Annotated in this window: 19 protein-coding genes; 12 read left to right on the forward strand and 7 right to left on the reverse strand. The window is 72.6% G+C overall.

Translation table 11 applies throughout. The features are described from left to right. Position 1 precedes the first annotated feature (1 nt). Together OG625_RS02905 and OG625_RS02910 are read right to left on the reverse strand one after the other, a co-directional pair. Positions 2–1,135, reverse strand: coding sequence for a hypothetical protein (locus tag OG625_RS02905; RefSeq protein WP_329376482.1), 1,134 nt, complete (start codon positions 1,133–1,135; stop codon positions 2–4). Between the two features lie 194 nt (positions 1,136–1,329). Continuing rightward, positions 1,330–1,752: a DUF5997 family protein gene (locus OG625_RS02910; protein ID WP_329376483.1), complete on the reverse strand. Its 423-nt coding sequence runs from the start codon at positions 1,750–1,752 to the stop codon at positions 1,330–1,332. A 58-nt stretch (positions 1,753–1,810) separates the two neighbouring features. Here OG625_RS02910 and OG625_RS02915 point away from each other — a divergent pair, with 58 nt between their 5' ends. From OG625_RS02915 to OG625_RS02930, 4 genes are all read left to right on the forward strand, one after another. After that, positions 1,811–2,593, forward strand: coding sequence for a LysR family substrate-binding domain-containing protein (locus OG625_RS02915; protein ID WP_329376484.1), 783 nt, complete (start codon positions 1,811–1,813; stop codon positions 2,591–2,593). Between the two features lie 104 nt (positions 2,594–2,697). Then, complete coding sequence (locus tag OG625_RS02920; protein WP_329376485.1) at positions 2,698–3,951, forward strand: PP2C family protein-serine/threonine phosphatase; 1,254 nt, start codon at positions 2,698–2,700, stop codon at positions 3,949–3,951. Next, on the forward strand, positions 3,896–4,270 hold the full coding sequence (locus OG625_RS02925; RefSeq protein ID WP_329376486.1) for a VOC family protein: 375 nt from the start codon (positions 3,896–3,898) through the stop codon (positions 4,268–4,270). The genes OG625_RS02920 and OG625_RS02925 overlap by 56 nt, the downstream gene beginning before the upstream one ends. A gap of 140 nt (positions 4,271–4,410) precedes the next feature. Beyond that, positions 4,411–5,904: a glycoside hydrolase family 18 protein gene (locus tag OG625_RS02930; protein WP_329376487.1), complete on the forward strand. Its 1,494-nt coding sequence runs from the start codon at positions 4,411–4,413 to the stop codon at positions 5,902–5,904. Here OG625_RS02930 and OG625_RS02935 read toward each other — a convergent pair. Further along, positions 5,897–6,565: an HAD family hydrolase gene (locus tag OG625_RS02935; protein WP_329376488.1), complete on the reverse strand. Its 669-nt coding sequence runs from the start codon at positions 6,563–6,565 to the stop codon at positions 5,897–5,899. The two genes, OG625_RS02930 and OG625_RS02935, sit on opposite strands and share 8 nt — an antisense overlap. Positions 6,566–6,728: 163 nt before the next feature. Here OG625_RS02935 and OG625_RS02940 point away from each other — a divergent pair, with 163 nt between their 5' ends. After that, positions 6,729–7,490, forward strand: a complete 762-nt coding sequence (locus OG625_RS02940; RefSeq protein WP_329376489.1) for a carbonic anhydrase — start codon at positions 6,729–6,731, stop codon at positions 7,488–7,490. Positions 7,491–7,500: 10 nt separating this feature from the next. On the opposite strand, the gene OG625_RS02945 is transcribed toward OG625_RS02940, so the two are convergent. Then, positions 7,501–7,959 (reverse strand): TIGR03618 family F420-dependent PPOX class oxidoreductase, encoded by a 459-nt coding sequence (locus OG625_RS02945; RefSeq protein ID WP_329376490.1) that lies wholly within the window; start codon positions 7,957–7,959, stop codon positions 7,501–7,503. Between the two features lie 113 nt (positions 7,960–8,072). Then, entirely contained in the window at positions 8,073–8,312 is a 240-nt protein-coding gene (locus OG625_RS02950) for a chaplin (RefSeq protein WP_329376491.1), read from the reverse strand. Between the two features lie 182 nt (positions 8,313–8,494). On the opposite strand from OG625_RS02950, the gene OG625_RS02955 reads away from it, so the two are divergent. The 5 genes from OG625_RS02955 (at position 8,495) to OG625_RS02975 (ending at position 13,210) form a co-directional block, all read left to right on the forward strand. Next, positions 8,495–8,845, forward strand: coding sequence for an ArsR/SmtB family transcription factor (locus tag OG625_RS02955; RefSeq protein WP_329376492.1), 351 nt, complete (start codon positions 8,495–8,497; stop codon positions 8,843–8,845). A gap of 129 nt (positions 8,846–8,974) precedes the next feature. Next, the gene (locus OG625_RS02960; protein WP_329376493.1) at positions 8,975–10,210 is read left to right on the forward strand and encodes an MFS transporter; all 1,236 of its coding nucleotides are present in this window, start codon (positions 8,975–8,977) and stop codon (positions 10,208–10,210) included. Positions 10,211–10,342: 132 nt separating this feature from the next. Next, the gene (locus OG625_RS02965) at positions 10,343–10,711 is read left to right on the forward strand and encodes a hypothetical protein (RefSeq protein ID WP_329376494.1); all 369 of its coding nucleotides are present in this window, start codon (positions 10,343–10,345) and stop codon (positions 10,709–10,711) included. Positions 10,712–10,763: 52 nt separating this feature from the next. Further along, the gene (locus tag OG625_RS02970) at positions 10,764–11,900 is read left to right on the forward strand and encodes a PLP-dependent cysteine synthase family protein (RefSeq protein ID WP_329376495.1); all 1,137 of its coding nucleotides are present in this window, start codon (positions 10,764–10,766) and stop codon (positions 11,898–11,900) included. Further along, a complete protein-coding gene (locus OG625_RS02975) occupies positions 11,900–13,210 on the forward strand; it encodes an MFS transporter (protein WP_329376496.1) in 1,311 nt (436 codons plus the stop codon). Before OG625_RS02970 ends, OG625_RS02975 begins: the two co-directional genes overlap by 1 nt. A gap of 12 nt (positions 13,211–13,222) precedes the next feature. Here OG625_RS02975 and OG625_RS02980 read toward each other — a convergent pair whose 3' ends face one another. Further along, positions 13,223–15,022 (reverse strand): glycoside hydrolase family 35 protein, encoded by a 1,800-nt coding sequence (locus OG625_RS02980; protein ID WP_329376497.1) that lies wholly within the window; start codon positions 15,020–15,022, stop codon positions 13,223–13,225. A 135-nt stretch (positions 15,023–15,157) separates the two neighbouring features. Here OG625_RS02980 and OG625_RS02985 point away from each other — a divergent pair, with 135 nt between their 5' ends. Both OG625_RS02985 and OG625_RS02990 read left to right on the forward strand, forming a co-directional pair. Further along, entirely contained in the window at positions 15,158–16,303 is a 1,146-nt protein-coding gene (locus OG625_RS02985) for a substrate-binding domain-containing protein (protein ID WP_329376498.1), read from the forward strand. 141 nt (positions 16,304–16,444) lie between these two features. Further along, complete coding sequence (locus OG625_RS02990; RefSeq protein WP_329376499.1) at positions 16,445–18,838, forward strand: polysaccharide lyase 8 family protein; 2,394 nt, start codon at positions 16,445–16,447, stop codon at positions 18,836–18,838. Here OG625_RS02990 and OG625_RS02995 read toward each other — a convergent pair. Then, positions 18,819–19,460 (reverse strand): HAD family hydrolase, encoded by a 642-nt coding sequence (locus OG625_RS02995; RefSeq protein WP_329376500.1) that lies wholly within the window; start codon positions 19,458–19,460, stop codon positions 18,819–18,821. The genes OG625_RS02990 and OG625_RS02995 overlap by 20 nt on opposite strands.

Consider the following 19,460-nt stretch of genomic DNA (forward strand, 5'->3'; position numbering starts at 1 on the left):
CTCAGGGCTGGGCCAGCCGCTGGTACAGCGCGCCGATCTGCTCCTTGTCCGCGATCAGCGGGAGCGTGTCGAAGTAGACCTCCCACTCGCCGTGGGGGCCGAACCGCTCGACGATCCCGAAGGGGATGTCCACCTCCCGGGGGCCGTTCGCGTCCACGCCCTCGAGGCCGGTCACCTTGCCGTGCCACTCCACGTAGGCGGTCTCCCCGCCGAAGGCGACCTGGCCCGCCTGCAGCTTCACGTCCGCGCGCTCGAAGAACCGCTGGAGGTAGGCGGTCTTGCCCGCCGTGGTGGTCAGCGGGCGGGCAAGTCCCGGGCCGGTCAGCCCGGCACTGCCCGTCCGGGCGGTCAGCGCGGACGCGTCCTCGCCGTTCCAGGCCGCGAGCCGGGCCGTGAGCTCCTCGGACCGGAAGCGCTCCGGCGCCCGGCCGCCGGTGGCGGGGCCGGCGTCGGCGATGCCCTCGAAGAGGGGGCGCAATTCCGGGGCGATGGGCGCGAAGAGCGCGTGGCGGTCGTAGTAGCGCCGAGCCTGAATGGTCTTGCCGTCGTCGGAGAGCACGTTGCGGGCGATCTGGGGGTAGCTGACCTCGTGTCCCTTGACCGTGACCTCGTTGCGCTGGCCGAACATCATCACCGCCCCGTCGGCCACCACCTCGGTGCCGGTGTACCGCAGGTCGGGGACGAGCCGGAGGGAGCCGGTGATCGAGTTGCCGATCGTCGTCCGGCCGCGCTGCGGGGCACCGCCCGCCTCCCAGAGGGTCGCCTCCTCGTCGAAGATGTCGAGGTAGGCCCGAACCCTCGGGTGGCTGAGCTCGCCGGGCCCCGGCGGGGTCCCGGTGGGCATCTCGCCGAAGGCGATCTGCCGCTTCATGAACGCGCAGGCGTTGGGGGTGATCCGGCCCTCCAGCCGCTCGACCTTGTCCCGTACCTCGGCGCACGCGCCCTGCGGGGAGCGCCCGGCGTCCTGGGCGGGGTGGGCGGTGGTGGCCGTCACCCCACCGAAGGCCAGCCCGGCGGCGACCACGGCCACCGCGACCGTGACCCTGAGGCGGCCGGACCCGCCCGTGCGGCCCGCCCCGGCCCGCTCCGTCCGCTCCTGCTGCTGCCCCTGACCCTGCTGCTGCTCAGCCACCATCTCGGCACGCTCTTCCTCGGTCCCCCGTGTGGTCCGCGCCCTCGCCCGGACCGGGTGGGACCAACCCTGCCGGGAAGCTCGGGGAAGATCGATTACCTCCCGGGTAATGCCGGACCGAGGGCACGAAAGCCGTCAGGCCCGGCTTCCCCGTGGGGAAGCCGGGCCTGACGGGACGGGTCGGCGAGGGCCGCGGATCAGGAGCGCGAACCGCCGGGCTTCTCTGCCTTCTCTGCCTTCTGGGCCTTCTCGGCCTGCATCTCCTTGATGCGGACCGCTTCCTTGCGCACGTCGGCCTGCGTGGCGCGCTCGCGCTGCAGCCACTCGGGAGACTCCTGCTTCAGGGCCTCGATCTGCTCGGTGGTGAGGGGCTCGGTGACCCCGCCGCGGGCGAGGCCCGCGATGGAGACGCCCAGCTTCGACGCGACCACCGGGCGGGGGTGCGGGCCGTTGGCCCGCAGATCCTGCAGCCACTGGGGCGGCTCGGCCTGGAGCGCACTCAATTCACTGCGCGAGACGACACCCTCCTGGAACTCTGCGGGGGTGGCCTCGAGGTACACGCCCAGCTTCTTCGCCGCGGTCGCGGGCTTCATCGTCTGGGTGTTCTGGTGCGACGTCATGGTGTCAAGAGTATCGAGCGTGTGCACTACCTCCGACCACGACCGGTAACCTGGCGGGGTGACAGGCTCGGAAGTACCCCATTCGTTCCGTCTCGCCTATGTACCGGGCGTGACCCCCACCAAGTGGGTACGGATCTGGAACGAGCGGCTGCCCGACATCCCGTTGACCCTCGTCCAGGTGTCCCCCGCCGAGGCGTTCGGCGCGTTGCGCGGCGGATCCGCCGACGCGGGCTTCGTCCGGCTGCCGGTCGACCGTACGGATCTCAGCGCCATCCCCCTCTACACCGAGACCACCGTGGTCGTGATCCCCAAGGACCACCTCGTGGCCGCGGTCGAGGAGATCGCCACGGCGGACCTCGCCGACGAGATCGTGCTGCACCCCCTCGACGACACCCTCGACTGGGAGAAGCTGCCGGGCCGGCCCGCCTTCGAGCGCCCCGCCACGACCGAGGACGCCATCGAGCTGGTGGCGGCGGGCATCGGCGTCCTCGTCGTCCCGCAGTCCCTGGCCCGCCTCCACCACCGCAAGGACCTCACGTACCGGCCCGTCACGGACGCGCCGGAGTCGCGCGTCGCGCTGTCGTGGCCGCAGGCCGACACCACCCCCGACCTGGTCGAGGAGTTCATCGGCATCGTCCGCGGCCGTACGGTCAACAGCACGCGCGGCCGCACGCCGACGCCACCGCAGCCGAAGGCCAAGCGGGGCGACGCGGCGAAGCGGAAGCCCGCGGCGGGCGGCAAGTCCGGCGGCAAGTCGGGGGCCAAGAACCCGCGCGGCGGCTCCGCGAGCCCCAAGGGCGCGAAGACCGCCAAGCGCGGCAAGCCGCCCCGCCGCCCGTAGGCCGCTCCTCCCTGATCAGGCCGGGTTTCCCGCGCGCCGAGAAGGAACGGGGCCGACGGCCTCGCGTGGCGGATCCGGGCGGCCTCGCGGTGTATTCAGGTGTGATGGACCTTCGGCCGCCGCGCACGTCCCAGGAACGATCCCGGCAGGTGCGCCACGCGCAGCTGGCGGTTCCGTTCGCGCTGATCGCCGTCGTGACCGTGGTCGACATCCTGGCCCCGCCCGATGTGCACCTCGGTCCGTTCCTGGTGGCGGCGCCCGCCGTCACGGCCTCGTTCCGCGGTCCCCGGATGACCGGTTTCGTCGGCCTGGTCGCCGTCCTCGCCCAGGCGGTGGTCGCGATGGCCCGCACCACCCTGACCGACCTGAACCACACGTTCCAGATCATCGCCCTCATCATGATCTCGGTGTTCGTGACCCTGTTCGCCCACCTGCGCGAGGTGCACGAGAAGGAGCTGATCCAGCTGCGCTCGGTGGCCGAGACCGCCCAGCAGGTGGTCCTGCGGCCGCTGCGCGACCGGATCGGCCCGCTGCGCATCGCCTCCGTCTACCTGGCGGCCGCCGCCGAGGCCCAGATCGGCGGCGACCTGTACGCCGCCGCCCGTACGGCCACCAGTACGCGGCTGATCATCGGCGACGTCCGCGGCAAGGGCCTGGACGCGGTCGGGGAGGCCGCCCTGGTCCTCGGCGCCTTCCGGGCCGCCGCGCACCAGGAGGCGGATCTGCGGGGGCTGGTGAACTACCTGGAGGGGGCGGTCGCCCCCGACCTGTACGACGTCACGGGCCTGGACGAGGACATGGGCGAGGATCCGCCTCGGGACTGGGACTCAGGCCCGGGCTCGGGTGAGGGCTCGGGTGAGGACGAGGGCTTCACCACGGCGGCCGTCCTGGACATCCCCGACGACGAGCCGGTGCTGCACCTCGTCAGCTGCGGCCATCCGCCGCCGCTGCTCCTCCTGCGCGACGGCCACGTCGTTCCCCTCGAAGTGACCCAGCCGTCGCCGCCGCTGGGCCTCGCCGGGCTCGTGGACGGCGCGGTCACCGTGCAGACCTTCGACTTCGCGCCGGGCGACGTCCTGCTCCTCTACACGGACGGCGTGCTGGAGGCGCGCGACCGGGCCGGGGACTTCTACCCCCTCACCGAGCGCGTGGCCGCCTGGACCGGCCTGCACCCCCGAGCCGTCCTGGACCACCTCCGCGCCGACCTGCTGGCCCACGTGGTCGGCAGCACCCTCGGCGACGATGCCGCGATGGTGGCGATCGAGCGGCTCGCGCGTCCGTGGCGTGCGCCAGAATCGGATCATGCTGAGCATCCGAACGATCGTCATGGGAGCCGCGGACGTGCGGCGGGCCGTTGAATTCTGGGGCCGGGCGCTGGAGTACGTACCGCGCGGCGGCGAGGTGGACGAGCGCTGGACCGTCCTGGTCCCCGCCGAAGGCGGCAGCGGGCCGGAGCTGGCCCTGGGGCGGAGCGTGAGTCCCGTACAGGAGCGGCCGCGCGTGCACATCGACCTGTACGCGGCGGACGCGGCGGAGCAGAAGGCGGAGGTGGCGCGGCTGGTGGCGCTGGGGGCCCGGCACGTCGACTGGGACTCGTACCCCGAGGACCCCGATTTCGTGGTGCTGGCCGACACCGAGGGAAATCGTTTCTGCGTCATCGACGCAACGCACGGCTGAGCCTTAACACCTGCCTTTCACTTCCTTAAGCGGAACCTAAGCCTCTGAGGCACTGCCCCGAAGCGAACGAATGTCCGTTTCGGGGCGGCTAGCGTGCTGCCGCACCCCCAACTCACCGGTAACACAGAGGCAGGCACGCGATGGGCAACACAGTCGGGCACCGGCGCAGGACGAGCCGCAGGGCGAAGGTCACGGGAGCGATCGTCGCGGCGGCGGTGATCGGCGGGGCGGCGTTCGTGTTCGCCGGGACGGCCCAGGCCGGCTCCGTCGGCGCCGTGTACACGAAGTCCAGTGCGTGGGGCGGTGGTTACACCGGCCAGTACGTCATCACCAACAACACCGGCCAGGCGCAGGCGGGTTGGACGCTCCAGTTCGACCTGCCGGCGGGCGCGAGGATCGAATCCCTCTGGAACGGCACCCACACGGTCGAGGGGCGGCGCGTCACCGTGAAGCCGGCGAGCTGGAACCGGGAACTGGCCGCGGGTGCCTCGGTCACCGTCGGCTTCGTCGCGAGCGGTACGGGCGCCCCCGGCGACCCGACCGGCTGCCGGATCAACGGCCTGAAGTGCTCGGTGGACCAGGGCGCGACGGCCCAGCCGAGCGGTCGCCCCACCGCCCGCCCCACCGCCACCGCGACCCCGTCGGCGACGGCCACGTCCCCCGCGCCGACGAAGACCGCACCCCCGACGCCGGCCCCCACGGCCCCCACCACCCCTCCCCCCACCGGTGGCGGCGGCCTCGCCGGAGCGCGTTTCGCCCCGTACGTGGACACGTCGCTGTACCCCGCCTACGACCTCGTGGACACCGCGGCCAAGACCGGCGTGAAGGAGTTCCACCTTGCCTTCATCACCTCCGGCGGCGGCTGCGCCCCGCTGTGGGGCGGGGTCACGGACCTGGCGAGCGACCGGGTCGCGTCCCAGATCGGCGCGCTGCGCGCGAAGGGCGGTGACGTCCGGGTCTCCTTCGGCGGCGCTGCCGGGCACGAGCTGGCCCTGAACTGCGCCACCGTCGACGACCTGGCCGCCGCGTACGGCAAGGTCATCGACCAGTACCGGCTCACGAAGGTCGACTTCGACGTCGAGGGCGCGGCCCTGCCGGACACGGTGGCCAACGCACGCCGGGCCCAGGCCATCGCCCGCCTGCAGAAGTCCCACCCGGGCCTGGACGTGGCGTTCACCCTCCCGGTGATGCCGGAGGGCCTCACCCAGCCGGGCGTGGCGCTGCTGGCCGACGCACGGAAGAACGGCGTGCGGATCGACGCCGTGAACATCATGGCGATGGACTACGGACCGGCGTACAGCGGGGACATGGGCCAGTACGCGATCCAGGCGGCGACGGCGACGCAGGCGCAGCTGAAGGGGATCCTCGGGCTGTCGGACGCGGCGGCGTGGAAGGCGGTGGCCGTCACGCCGATGATCGGGGTCAACGACGTCACGAGCGAGATCTTCACCGTCTCGGACGCGACGCAGCTGGTGGAGTTCGCGGCGTCGAAGGGCATCGGCCGCCTGGCGATGTGGTCGGCGACCCGCGACAAGCAGTGCGCGTCGGGCGCGGTGCCGTACGCGGACGCCACGTGCAGCTCGATCCTCCAGCAGCCGCTGGCCTTCACGAAGGCCTTCGCCGCCCTCAAGTAGCCCGCACGCGCCCTGATTCGGCGATGAGACGCGGCAGCTCGCGCATGTCGTGGAACACGACCGTGTCGGCGCCTTCGAGGCGTTCGGCCGAGGTCAGGCCGCCCGCGTAGCCGAACGCGCGCATGCCCGCGGCTCGGGCGGCCTCAACGCCGGGGCGGCTGTCCTCGACCACGGCGCAGGCCTCCGGGTCGACCCCCATCCGCTGTGCGGTGTGCAGGAACAGGTCCGGGGCCGGCTTGCCGCGGGCGACTTCGGTGGCGCTGTGGATGCGGCCCGCGAAACGTTCGTAGAGGCCGGTGCGGCCGAGGGTGTGGCGCATCTTCGCGTGGGAGCCGCTGGAGGCGACGCAGGTCGGCAGGGTGAGTGCGTCGAGCGCCTCGGGCAGTCCGTCGACGGGGGACAGGCCCACGTCCACCGCCTCGCGGTGCAGCTGCTCGAACCGCTCCGACCAGATCGCCGCCGTGCCGTCACCGAGCCGCGCGGCGATCTGCTCGCGGATCGAGGCACTGGAGCGTCCGATGAACCGCTCCACGACCTCGCGTTCGGTGAGCGGCCATCCCAACTCCGCCCCCAGGGCGACCTGTACGCGCGCCGCTATGCGTTCGCTGTCGACGAGGACCCCGTCGCAGTCGAATATCACGAGCTCAATCGACTTGATCATCTCGGCAGCATAGGGCCGGGCCCGGCGTGACGTGACGGTCACACGCCCTCGCCTGCCCACATCCTGAGAGGATCCCGAACCGATCCGGCCCGCACCGAGGGGTTCACGCCATTGCGTCCGGGCGGTCAACTACGGCCGGGGTCGGCCGGGTTACCGTCCCGCCATGTCTTCGAACACGCGAACCACCGTTGCCGCAAACCCCGCAGCCGCCCCCGCCCCCAGTCGCCGCACCCTGCTGCGCACCGCCGTGGCGGGCACGGCGGTGGCCGGCGCCGGACTCGCCCTCGGCTCCGCCACCACCGCCTCCGCCGCCTCGTGGGAGGCGGAGAGCAGCGGCCGTGTCACCACCCCGGCGCAGGCGCTGCGCCGGCTGGCGGCGGGCAACGAGCGCTGGCGCACGCACCGCCAGGAACACCCGCACGAGTCCGCGTACGTGCGCCGCCGGCTCGTCGAGGGCCAGAACCCGTTCGCGATCGTGCTGGGCTGCGTCGACTCCCGGGTCCCCCCGGAGCTGGTCTTCGACCAGGGCCTGGGCGACCTCCTCACCGTCCGCTCCGCGGGCGAGGTACTGGACGAGGCCGTGCTCGGGAGCATCGCGTACGGGGTCCTGGAACTGCACGTACCCCTGGTGCTCGTCCTGGCCCACCAGTCCTGCGGGGCCGTCGCCGCGGCCGTCCACGCCGACGAGACCAACGAGCCGCTCCCGGCGCACATCCAGTACCTGGCCGACCAGATACGACCGTCCATAGACCACACCCAGCACGGGGACGCCCGCGTCGACGCCACGATCAACGCGCACGTACGCACCGTGCGCCGCAGACTGGCGGCCGAGCCCGACATCGCCGCGAAGGTCGCCAGGGGCCAACTGGCCGTCGTCGCCGCCCGCTACGAGCTGCGCGACCAGCGCGTGCGGACGCTCGCGTAGAGCCCCCCTGCTAGCCGTTGACGTCGAGCGCCGTCCCGTACAGCCGGGACACCTTCAGCCGGATGACCACCCGGCGCTCGGCGACCAACTGCTCCAGGAAGGCGTCCTCGTCCTGCGGCTGCGCGGCCCGGGGAATCATCGCCAGCAGCTCCCGACCGGTCGCATCACCCGGCGTGGTCGTGATCTCGGAGACCTCGGCTTCGCCCTCGGCCACGGCGAACGACCATACGTCGCCTCCCGGAACGTGCACGGACGCACGCGGGTCGCGCCGGAGCTGTTTGACCTTGATGCGTTCTGCGGTGGTGGAGAACCGCACGATGCGGGCTTCCGGGTCCCAGCTGTAGAGCATGGTGGTCAGATGGGGATGGCCGCTGCTCTTGTTGGTGGCGAGGGTGCCGAACCGCTGGGTGCCCAGCAGTTCGGAGAGGTCGCCGTCGGACAGGGCGCGGGGTGCAGGTCCTTGAGTCATGACCTGATCAACTTCCGCGTGCGCCCCGGCATTCCACGCCGGCCACCGGAACGCGCACGGCTCGCCCCGGCCGTGGCACGGGCCGGGACGAGCCGGGAGTCGTGACGGTGGCGTCAGACGTTGACGCAGGTGTTGCCGACGGCCGGGTTGATCAGGCCGATCACGTTCACACTGTTGCCGCACAGGTTGATCGGCACGTGGACCGGGACCTGAACCACATTGCCGGACAGCACGCCCGGCGAGCCCGCCGCGAGGCCCTCGGCGACGGCGTCGGCCGAGGCCACGGACGCACCGCCGATGACCACCAGACCGGCCGCCAGGGCAAGACCCGCGTTCTTCCACATACGCAACATGTGACTTCTCCTCGTAACGACACGGCGGAGCCGGAGCACCGCACGGCCCCGACCGGGGCCATCCCCCGTTCCTTCGGCAGCCGACGGCCGGCGGCCATGGCCTGGGCCGCCCGGTTCCCTCGAAGAGGTGGCCCGCCCCCCTCCGTTCGGACGTACCGACGCCCGCGCCCTACGATGTGCGCATGAGTGAGGGCATGCACCTGGCAGGTGCGCGGGATGCGCAGCAGCGGGGTGACCGGCTGGAGGCCGCCGCGGCCGTGCTGGCCCTGCTCTCCGACCGCACCCGTCTGGCGCTGCTCGATGAGCTCGGCCGGGGCGAGGCGGACGTCACCACGCTCACCGAGGCGTGCGGCGCGGCCCGGCCCTCTGTCAGCCAGCACCTCGCGAAACTCCGCTTGGCCGGGCTCGTCACCGCCCGCAAGGACGGGCGGCGTGTCGTCTACGCCCTGCGCCACGGGCATCTGCGGCGACTGGTGGACGAGGCGCTGAACGTGGCCGATCACCAGCTCGACTCCTTGCCCCCGCACGACTGAGGACAGGCCCGAGGGGCAGCCGTGTTTCCCGGGCACTAACACGTGCATAGGTACGCACACGTTGGCTACGATGGACGTCCACCAGCGAACCGCCGTACCGACACCGCACCTCCGACAGGGACGGGGCCGATGCTCTCCCTCTGGCGCAACCGCACCTACCGCCGCCTGTTCACCGGCCACGCCGTCGCCCTCACCGGCACCGGACTCGCGACCGTCGCACTGAGCCTGCTCGCCTACGACCTGGCCGGCGACCGCGCCTCGGCGGTACTCGGGACCGCGCTGGCGATCAAGATGATCGCCTACGTCGCCATCGCCCCCGTGGCCTGCGCCGCGGCCCGCCGCATCCCGCGCCGGACGCTGCTGATCGCGACGGACCTCGTCCGCGCGGCGATCGCGCTCTGCCTGCCGTTCGTAACAGAGATCTGGCAGATCCACCTCCTGATCTTCCTCCTCCAGTCGGCGTCGGCGGCGTTCACTCCCGCCTTCCAGGCCACCATCCCCGCACTCTTCCCCGCCGAACGCGACTACACCAGGGCCCTGTCGATGACCCGTCTCGCGTACGACCTCGAGAGCCTGTTCAGCCCGGCCCTGGCCGCGGCCCTGCTCACCCTGGTCTCCTACGACTGGCTGTTCGCCGGGACGACCCTCGGCTTCCTCGCCTCCGCCGCCCTGATCCTGTCCACCGTCCTCCCCGGCCCGGGCCCGGCAGCCGATCGGAACGCCGCGGTCCGCGCCGGGGCCTCGCACGGCGTCCGCCTGTTCTGGTCCGCTCCCCGACTGCGGGCCCTGCTCGCCCTCCACCTGGCGGTCGCCGCCGCCGGAGCGATCGTCTTCGTGAACACCGTCGTACTGGTCCAGGGCCACCTGGGGCGGCCCGCGAGCGCCGTTTCCCTGGCGCTGGGCGCGTACGGGGCCGGCTCCATGCTCACCGCGCTGCTCCTCCCCCGCCTGCTGCGCCGCTTCGCCGACCGGGCCGTGATGCTCCCGGCCGCCTTCGCGCTCCCCGTGGTCCTGGCCGGCGTCGGCGCGCTCACCTCCGCCGCCCCCGGCCCCTGGTCCTGGCCCGCGCTGCTGACCGCCTGGGCCGCCATCGGCGCCGCCGGTTCGGCCGTGCTCACCCCGGGCGGGCGCCTGATCCGCGGCTGCGCCTCCGATGCCGAACTGCCGGCCGCCTTCGCCGCCCAGTTCTCGCTGTCCCACGGCTGCTGGCTGCTCACCTACCCGCTCGCCGGATGGCTCGCCGCGGGCGCAGGCCTTCCCGTCACCGCCGCCGTCCTGGGCGCGGTCTCCTTGGGCGCGGCCACCGCCGCGCTCCTCGTCTGGCCGACCGCCGCGCCCCGGCCGGCCGTGCGGCAGCCGGCGTAGGGCCCGCCGGCGGCAGGAGGAGCGGGAGGGCCAACTGCCCGTCCCCGCATGGTGGGAACGTACGGAAACCGCCGAATGATGTTGACCGGATCGCAGCCTGTCATCACGTGAAGGAGACGCTACGATCACGGCATGGTCACAGTCCGCACCCACCCAGGCACGTCTTGGGTGAGCGGTTTGCTCATGGCCGTCCTCACCGCGCTGCTGTTCGCGGCGTTCCACTGCTCTTCCTATCCGCACGGCGACGGCCGCGGGCACACCGTCTCCACCGCGTCAGCGGGGCACGAGGAACCCGCGCATTCCGAGCACGGTTCCGCCTGCGCCACCCCCGCCCTGACCCCACAGCCCCAGGGTGCGGTGGGGCCGGAGATCGCGCTCCCCGTCGCCGATGCCGTGCCCGCTTCGTCGGCGGACCCGGTCGCGCCGCCCCACGCGCACCTCTCACCGATAGACCGATCCGGCCGCTCCACGCTGACCAGCGTGTGCCGATGGCGCGTATAGGCCCGCTCCCGCCCAGAGAGCACCTGACGCATCTTCGATTGAGAGCGGAAAAATGCATAAATCGATCACCGACGTGACGCCCCCTGCCCGCACGGCCCTGTCGGGTCTGGTCGGCAACACCCCGTTGCTCCACGTGTCGGAGCCGCTGGCCCCGGCCGGACGCGGATTCTGGGCGAAGCTGGAGGGATTCAACCCCGGCGGCATCAAGGACCGCCCCGGCCTCCACATGGTCGAGCGCGCCCGCGCCCGCGGGGATCTGAAGCCGGGGGCCCGGATCATCGAGTCCACCAGCGGCACCCTCGGTCTGGGCCTCGCCCTCGCCGGCATGGTCTACGGGCACCCGGTCACCCTGGTCACCGACCCCGGCCTGGAGTCGTCCATGACCCGGCTGCTGACCGCGTACGGAGCCCAGGTCAACGTCGTCTCCGAACCGCACGCCACGGGAGGCTGGCAGCAGGCCCGCCGCGACCGCGTCACCCGGCTGCTGGAGCGGTACCCCGCCGCGTGGTGCCCGGACCAGTACAACAACCCCGACAACACGACGGCGTACACCCCGCTCGCCCTCGAACTGGCCACCGAGTTGGGGCACATCGACGTCCTGGTGTGCAGCGTCGGCACCGGCGGGCACTCGGCGGGCGTCTCCCGCGTGCTGCGGCAGCTCTACCCCGAGCTGACGCTGGTGGGCGTGGACACCGTCGGGTCCACCATCTTCGGCCAGCCCGCCCGGACCCGGTTGATGCGCGGCCTCGGGTCGAGCATCTACCCCCGCAACGTCGCCTACGAGCAGTTCTCCGAAGTGCACTGGGTGGCCCCGGCGGAGGCCGTGTGGGCCTGCCGGCAACTCGCCGCGTCCCACTACGCCACGGGCGGCTGGAGCGTCGGCGCGGTCGCGCTCGTCGCCGGCTGGCTGGCCCGGTCCCTGCCCGCGGACACCCGCATCGCGGCGATCTTCCCCGACGGGCCGCAGCGCTATCTCAGCACCGTGTACGACGACGACTACTGCGCGGCCCACGGGCTGCTCGACGGGCCTCCGGCCGCCGAACCCGACCTGATCGGCCGGCTGGACGAGAAGGAGGTCACGCGCTGGACCCGCTGCGCCGCGGTGGTCGACCCGCTCACCCTCGGCGCGGACGGGCACGGCGCGGACGGGCCCGGCGCCGACGCGAGCGGTGCCGAGGAGCAGGGCTGATGAAGGGCACCATCGCACAGGTCCGTCTCTACGACCGCAGCGTCCAGCTGCTGATGGTGAACCAGTTCACCATCAACCTCGGCTTCTACATGCTCATGCCCTATCTGGCCGCGCACCTTGCAGGACCGCTCGGGCTCGCCGGCTGGACGATCGGGCTGATCCTCGGCGTGCGCAACTTCAGCCAGCAGGGCATGTTCCTGATCGGCGGGACCCTCGCCGACAGGTTCGGCTACAAGCCGATGATCATCGCCGGGCTGGTGCTGCGCACCGCCGGCTTCGCCACCCTCGGGCTGGTCGACTCCGTGCCCGCGCTCATCGGCGCCTCCGCCGCGACCGGGCTGGCCGGGGCCCTGTTCAACCCGGCCACCCGGGCGTACCTGGCCGTGGACGCGGGTGAGCGCCGGGTCGAGGCCTTCGCCCTGTTCAACGTCTTCTACCAGGCGGGCATCCTGCTGGGCCCGCTGGTGGGCATGGTGCTGACGGGGGTCGACTTCCGCGTCACCTGCCTGGTCGCCGCCGGGATCTTCGCCGTGCTGAGCCTCGTACAGATCCGGTTGCTGCCCGCGCGCAGAGGGGACGGCGCCGGGGCCCCGAAGGAGGCGGGCGACGCGCGCGAGGGCGTGCTCGCCCAGTGGCGCGGCATCCTCGCCAACCGCCCGTTCCTGCTCTTCTCCCTGGCCATGATCGGCTCGTACGTCATGACCTTCCAGGTCTACCTGGCCCTCCCGCTGGAGGTCCGGCGCCTCGGCGGCGAGGGCTCGGGCGGCACGGCTGCGGTGGCGGTGCTGTTCGCCGTGTCCGGGCTGAGCACGATCCTGTTCCAGACCCGGGTCACCGCCTGGTGCAAGGTCCGCATGGAGCCGGGCCGGGCACTGGTGTGGGGGCTGCTCACGATGGCGGCGGCCTTCCTGCCCCTGCTGGCCGCGACGGCCGTGCCGGTGCCGGGCGGCGGGGTGGGGCTGTGGCTGCTGGCCTCGGTGCCCCCGGGCCTGGCCGCCCTGTTGCTCGCGGTGGGCACGATGATCGCGTACCCCTTCGAGATGGACACCATCGTCCGGCTCGCGGGAGACCGCCTCGTGGCCACGCACTACGGGTTCTACAACACCATCTGCGGGGTCGGCATCGCGCTCGGCAACCTGCTCACGGGCGCGGCGCTGGACGCCGCCCGGGCCGCCGGCGTGTCCGCGCTCCCGTGGCTGGCGCTGTCCGCCCTGGGCCTGGGGTGCGCCGGCGCCCTCTACTGGCTGCACCGCACCGGCCGCCTCGCCGCGCCCGGCGTCGCAGCGGCTCCCCGAGGGGTGACCGTCTGACCTGACGCCGCTTCAGCTCTGCCGCCCCGGCGCGGGGGCCGGGTCGCCGAGGTCGGGCTCGTCCCGGATCGCCAGGGCGGCGGAGCTCGCTCCGTCCAGCTCCAGGACGACGATCTCGTTGCGGCCCGGCCTCAGCAGCGGCCAGGGGAGGTGGAGCGAGCCCTGCGGGCCGCGCGACCAGTAGCGGCCCAGGCAGAAGCCGTTGACCCAGATGTAGCCCTTGCCCCAGCCGGTCGGGGCGATCCAGCCGTCGGCGGGCGCGTCCACTTCGAACCAGCCGCGGTGGAAGACGGGTCCTCCCTCGGGCAGGGACGGGTCGGTGCCCCCGGTCCGGCCCCAGGGCAGCAGGCCGACGGCGGCGGCCACGTCGATCGGGTGGACCTCGTATCCGTGCACCCGCTGCAGGGCGTGCCGGACGCCCTTGACGATGCCCTTGCGTTCGCCGAGCAGGGGGCCGTAGTTGACCCGCCCCATCGACTCGACGAGGACGTCGACCGAGCGCCGCTCCCCCGGTACGGCCACCTCCAGCGTCGGGCCGACCTCGTCGAGGACGGCGGCGAACTTCCCGTCGAGGAAGAGGTGCGCCCGGTCGGCGATGCCGTCCAGGGTGAGCGGCAGCGGCGGGCGCGGGCCCGGCAGGGCGGTGCGGTACAGCACCAGGCCGTGGGTGAGCCCGAGTTGTTCGAAGGTGGGCGGTGTCGACACGGCCACCGGGTCCGGGCTGAGCACGTCGAGTACATCGAACAGCCGCAGGGACTCGGTCAGTCGCACCTCGCCGGGCGGGAGCAGGGGCGCCGGCTCGGGGACGTCCGGGAGCGGTCCGGTCGCGTACTTGGCCAGCACCTCGCGGAAGAGCCGGAACTTCTCGGTCGGCGCGCCGCGTTCGTCGATGGGGGCGTCGTAGTCGTACGAGGTGACGGTGGGGGCGTGGGCACCGGCGTGATCCGGGCCGCCGCGATTGGCTCCGGCCCAGGTCCCGAAGTGGGTGCCGCCGTGCGCCATGTAGATGTTCACCGAGGCGCCGGCGGCGAGCATCCGGTCCAGGACGTCGGCCGCGTCCGCCGCTTCGCGCGTGGTGTGGTCGTCGCCCCAGTGGTCGAACCAGCCGTTCCAGTACTCCATGCAGAACGGCGGGTCCTGCGGCCGGTGTTCGGCGAGCGCGGCGAAGGCGCCCTCGGGGTCGCTGCCGAAGTTCACCGTGGCGAGCAGGCCGGGCAGGGTGCCTCCGGTGAGCATGTGGGCCTCGGGGCCGTCCGAGGTGAACAGCGGGACGTCGATGCCGCGCCGCAGCAGCCCGTCGGCGAGGTCCCGCAGGTAGGCCCGGTCGGAGCCGTAGGAGCCGTACTCGTTCTCGACCTGCACCATCAAGACGTTGCCGCCCCGGGTGATCTGGTGCTCGGCGATCAGGGGGATCAGTACGTCGAACCAGCGGTCGACCGCCTCCAGGAACGGCTCGTCCAGGCAGCGCAGCCGGACGTCGTCCCGGCCGGTGAGCCACGCGGGCAGCCCGCCGTTCTCCCATTCGGCGCAGATGTACGGCCCCGGCCGGACGATGGCGTGCAGACCGGCCTCCGCCGCCCGGGTCAGGAACTCCCCCAGCGCCGGGAGGTCGTGGTGGACACCCGGCTCGGGCTCGTGAAAGTTCCACGGGACGTACGTCTCCACGCAGTTGAGGCCCATGGCACGGAGCATCCGCAGCCGGTGCGGCCACTGCTCGGGCAGCACACGGAAGTAGTGCAGCGCGCCGGACAGCAGCTGGTGGGGGCGCCCGTCGAGGAGGAAGCCGCCGGGAGTGACGTCGAACTGAGGCATCCGCGTTGCTCTCTTCGTTCCGTACCGGCCAGGAGACGGAAAACACTACCGCCGCGTCGAAATCTAGGGAATGGTCGATACGAACGTCAAGAGCGATCGATCGATACAATCGCCCACCGTCACGAGGGAGCCCAGGTGCGAGACCACGTCCGCGCACGTCACGAACGAGCGGTAGCCATCGCCCGCGAGCACGGCAGCCTGAGCATCGCCGACCTCGCCGCCCAGCTGGAAGTCTCCCGGGTCACCGCCCGCCGCGACGCGGAACTGCTCGTCTCCGAGGGGCGGCTCGGGCGGGTGCACGGCTCGGTGGTGTGGCCGGGGACCGGGCGGCCGGCGCCCGCCCCGGCCGCCCCCGCTCCGGCCTCTCCCCGGACCAGGGCGGGGACGGTGGTCGGCATGGTCGTGCCGACGATGCACTACTCCTTCTCCGAGACCGTGCAAGGCGCCCGGGCGGTGCTCGCCGAGCGCGGGGCGCGGCTCGTGCTCGGGCTGTCCGGCTACTTCGCCGACGAGGACCGGAGCCAGATCCGCCGACTCGTCGCCTCCGGGGCCGACGGCCTTCTGGTGACACCCAGTTGGGAGGACGGGGCGCCCGGCCCCGGCGAGGCGGACGCGGTCCTGGAGGCCCCGGTCCCGACCGTGCTGGTCGAGCGCTGGACCCGCACCGGCAGCCCTGCCGATGCCCTGGACCGGGTGCGCTCCGACTCCGCCCACGGCGCGGGCTCCGCCGTCCACCACCTGGCCGGGCTCGGCCACCGGCACATCGCGCTCGCGCTCCAGAGCAGCCCGCACGCCCGGCAGTTGAAGGCCGGCTTCACCGCCGCATTGTCCGCCCTCGGCCTTCCTCCGACGCCCGCGCCCGGCTTCGATCCGGGCAGCACCGGCTCCGAGGCGCACCGCTACGACCTCGCCCTGGAGTACCTGCGCTCCTGCGTGCGCGACCACGGGGTCACCGCCGCGCTCGTGCACAGCGATGCCGACGCCGTCGTCCTGCTCCCGCGCCTCCAGGCCGTGGGGATCCGGGTGCCCAAGGACCTCGCGCTGGTGGTGTACGACGACGAGGTCTCCGGGCTGTCGGAGCTGGCACTGACCGCGGTGGCCCCGCCCCGGCGCGCGGTCGGCGCGGCGGCCGCCCGGCTGCTGCTCGACCGGCTCGACCGGCTCGACCGCATCGAGGACGGGGGGCCGGGGCACGTACCGCGGCACCACGTCGAGTTGCTGCCCGAGCTGCGCGTCCGCGATTCCTGTGGGGGTGCGGCCGCACGCACGGTGACCTTTTGAACGAATCGATCCCTACGCACCTCTTGAGCATTATTTCGATCGCATGCTAGAAACCGGTCAGCGGGGCACCCCCCTCCCCCGCCCCGTGTCGTGGCCTGCCGTCCTCCCGCCAAGCCGGTCACGCCCATTTCTGGAGGCTCCATGTCCACCCCATGGTCCCGCCGTTCCTTCCTCTTCCGGTCCACCAGCGCCGCCCTGCTGGGCACGATCCACTCGGCCGGCACCACCGGCACCGCATTCGCTGCCGACGCCTACGACACCCTCCGGCTCCGGTGGCGGGACATGGTGCTGGGCACCGGTTTCGACCCGGCGGCCGCCCCGTTCGCGGAGAAGCTGGCCCTGCTGGGCACCCAGGCCACCGAGTTCCGCTCGACGATGGCACCCGTCAGCGGGTCCCTGTGGCCCGACCTTCCGCTGACCGTCTCCAGTTCGATCACCGTGAGCTACAACCGGCTGGGCACCATGGCCCAGGCGTACGCCCAGCCCGGCACCGGCCTGACGGGTTCCGCCTCGCTGCTCACCGAGATAAGGACCGGCCTCGACCACCTCCACGCCCAGGCCTACAACCCGTCGAAGAGCCAGTTCGGCAACTGGTGGGACTTCCAGATCGGCTCCCCGCAGACCCTCCTCGACATCAGCACCGTCCTGTACGACCAGCTCTCCGCCACCCAGCTCGCCAACCACCTCGCCGCCGTGGACAAGTTCGTCCCCGACTCCGCGGTCGCCAACTACGCCGGCACCAGCACGGGCGCCAACCGAGTGGACCTCTGCCGCTCGCTCGCCCTGCGCGGCGTCCTCGGCAAGAACGCGGCGAAGATCGCGCTCGCCCGTGACGCCCTCTCCCCCGTCTTCCCCCACGTCACCACCGGAGACGGCTTCTACGCCGACGGATCCTTCGTCCAGCACACCTACCTCTCCTACACGGGCTCCTACGGCGCGGTGCTGCTCGGCGGGCTGGCCGGCCTGTTCTCCCTGCTGAACGGCTCGGCCTGGGCGGTCACCGACCCCAACCGGCAGATCGTCCTCGACTCGGTGGAGAAGTCCTTCGCGCCCTTCCTCTACAACGGCCTGATGATGGACTCGGTCTCCGGGCGCGCCACCAGCCGCGGCAACCCGAGGACCAACGCGTACGGTTTCCAGGGCGGTGACCACGGCCGCGGCCACGGCGTCCTCTCCTCCATCGCCCTGCTGGGCACGGCCGCGAGCAGTACCGAGAACCAGCGTTGGCGCGGCCTGGTGAAGGGCTGGACCCGGCGGGACTACTACAGCCCCGTACTCACCGACACCGACCTGGGCGTCGCGGCGCTCGCACGGCTCAAGGCCGTACAGGACGACAACGCTGTCACGGCGATCGCCGAGCCGACCGCGCACGGCCTCTTCCCCAGCATGGACCGGGCGGTCCACCGCCGGCCCGGCTGGGCGGCCTCCATCAGCATGGCCTCCAAGCGCATGGGCCTGTACGAGACGGGCAACGGGGAGAACCTGCGCGGCTGGCACGCCGGGGCCGGGATGCTCCAGTGGTGGGGGGACACGTACGCCAACGGCCAGTACACGGACGCCTTCTGGCCCACCGTGGACCCGTACCGGCTGCCGGGGACCACGGTCTCGAAGAAGACGCTCGCGGACGCCGAGGGCGGCGCCTGGGGTCTGCCGAGACCGGACGTCAACTGGGTGGGCGGCGCCACGGACGGGCAGTACGCCGCCATAGGCCAGTTCGTCCGCGGGCTGGCCGGCACGCTCTACGCCAAGAAGTCCTGGTTCTGCCTGGCCGACTCGATCGTCTGCCTGGCGGGATCCGTCCGGTCCACCGACGGCGTCGCGGCCGAGACCGTGATCGAGAACCGCAACCTCGGCGCCACCGGCAGCCAGGCCCTCACCGTCGACGGCACGGCCCGGTCCACCGCGCTCGGCTGGTCCGCCACCCTCACCGGCGCCAAGTGGGCGCAGATAGCCGGTCACGGCGGGTACGTGTTCCCCGGCGGGGCCACGGTCAAGGCGCTGCGCGAGGCCCGGACCGGATCCTGGCGCGCCATCAACACGGGCGGCACCACGGATCCGATCACCCGCCGCTACCTGACCCTGTGGTTCGACCACGGCGTGGACCCGGTCGACGCGGCCTGCACCTACATCCTGATGCCCGGCGCCACCACCACCGCCACCGCGTCCCGGGCCGCCGACGCCGGCTGGCTCACCGTCCTCGCCAACGGCAACGACCAGCAGGGCATCGTGGTCCCCTCGCTCGGCGTCACCGCCGTCAACTTCTGGTTCGCCGGTACCGTCGGCGCGCTCACGGCCACCGCCCCGGCCTGCGTGCTGGTCCGGGAGCACGGCGACGGCACCGCGACGGTCTGCGTCTCCGATCCGATGCGGATGCAGAGCGGCTTCACCGTCACGTGGAACCGTCCCGTGACCTCGGTGATCTCCAAGCCGGCCACCGTCACCTCCGCGACCACGGGCTCCGCACTGACCCTCGCCTTCGGTGACCTCACAGGGAAGGCCGGGGCGACCCAGAAGATCAGGGTCGCGCTGGGCTGATCGAGCGGAGCAGCTGCGGATCCACCCCGGTGAGCCGGTCGACGACCAGTCTCCCGGCCGCCGGAGCTACCGGCACCGTGGAGGGCACGACCAGCACGGCGCAGCCCGCCGCCTCGGCGGAGGCCGTCCCCGTGGGGCTGTCCTCCACGGCCACGCAGGACCGCGGATCGACGCCCAGGGCCCTCGCCGCGGCGAGGTACGGGTCGGGGTGCGGCTTGCTCCGCGGGGTCTCGCCGTCCGCGACGGTGACGGCGAACCGGTGCGGGCCGAGTCCTGCCAGGACGAGGTCCACGATCGACCGGGTGGACGCGGAAACGAGCCCGAGCGGGATCCCGGCGGCGGCCAGCGCGTCGAGCAGTTCCAGCGCGCCCGGCATCGGCCGGGGGCCACGGGCGACCCGCTCGTGGAAGCCCGCCAGCAGGTCCTCGCCGATCTCCTCGACCGGGCGCGCGCCACCGCTCGTCGTGTGCAGGTGCACGGCCGTGTCGGCGATCGAACGCCCCACCACGGCCGGTACGTCGGCCTCGGTCAGCACGTGCCCCAGGTATCGGGCCACTTCCTCGGTCGCACGCCACCACAGGGATTCGGTGTCGACGAGGGTCCCGTCCATGTCGAAGAACAC

It is taken from the genome of Streptomyces sp. NBC_01351, assembly GCF_036237315.1.
GTDB lineage: Bacteria > Actinomycetota > Actinomycetes > Streptomycetales > Streptomycetaceae > Streptomyces.

Coding starts and splice junctions, on each gene's coding strand:
- OG625_RS02920 (WP_329376485.1), top strand. CDS start 2,698: ATGGACCTTCGGCCGCCGCGCACGTCCCAGGAACGATCCCGGCAGGTG.
- OG625_RS02975 (WP_329376496.1), top strand. CDS start 11,900: ATGAAGGGCACCATCGCACAGGTCCGTCTCTACGACCGCAGCGTCCAG.
- OG625_RS02990 (WP_329376499.1), top strand. CDS start 16,445: ATGTCCACCCCATGGTCCCGCCGTTCCTTCCTCTTCCGGTCCACCAGC.
- OG625_RS02905 (WP_329376482.1), bottom strand. CDS start 1,135: ATGGTGGCTGAGCAGCAGCAGGGTCAGGGGCAGCAGCAGGAGCGGACG.
- OG625_RS02925 (WP_329376486.1), top strand. CDS start 3,896: ATGCTGAGCATCCGAACGATCGTCATGGGAGCCGCGGACGTGCGGCGG.
- OG625_RS02935 (WP_329376488.1), bottom strand. CDS start 6,565: ATGATCAAGTCGATTGAGCTCGTGATATTCGACTGCGACGGGGTCCTC.
- OG625_RS02945 (WP_329376490.1), bottom strand. CDS start 7,959: ATGACTCAAGGACCTGCACCCCGCGCCCTGTCCGACGGCGACCTCTCC.
- OG625_RS02910 (WP_329376483.1), bottom strand. CDS start 1,752: ATGACGTCGCACCAGAACACCCAGACGATGAAGCCCGCGACCGCGGCG.
- OG625_RS02955 (WP_329376492.1), top strand. CDS start 8,495: ATGAGTGAGGGCATGCACCTGGCAGGTGCGCGGGATGCGCAGCAGCGG.
- OG625_RS02950 (WP_329376491.1), bottom strand. CDS start 8,312: ATGTTGCGTATGTGGAAGAACGCGGGTCTTGCCCTGGCGGCCGGTCTG.
- OG625_RS02965 (WP_329376494.1), top strand. CDS start 10,343: ATGGTCACAGTCCGCACCCACCCAGGCACGTCTTGGGTGAGCGGTTTG.
- OG625_RS02930 (WP_329376487.1), top strand. CDS start 4,411: ATGGGCAACACAGTCGGGCACCGGCGCAGGACGAGCCGCAGGGCGAAG.
- OG625_RS02980 (WP_329376497.1), bottom strand. CDS start 15,022: ATGCCTCAGTTCGACGTCACTCCCGGCGGCTTCCTCCTCGACGGGCGC.
- OG625_RS02970 (WP_329376495.1), top strand. CDS start 10,764: ATGCATAAATCGATCACCGACGTGACGCCCCCTGCCCGCACGGCCCTG.
- OG625_RS02940 (WP_329376489.1), top strand. CDS start 6,729: ATGTCTTCGAACACGCGAACCACCGTTGCCGCAAACCCCGCAGCCGCC.
- OG625_RS02960 (WP_329376493.1), top strand. CDS start 8,975: ATGCTCTCCCTCTGGCGCAACCGCACCTACCGCCGCCTGTTCACCGGC.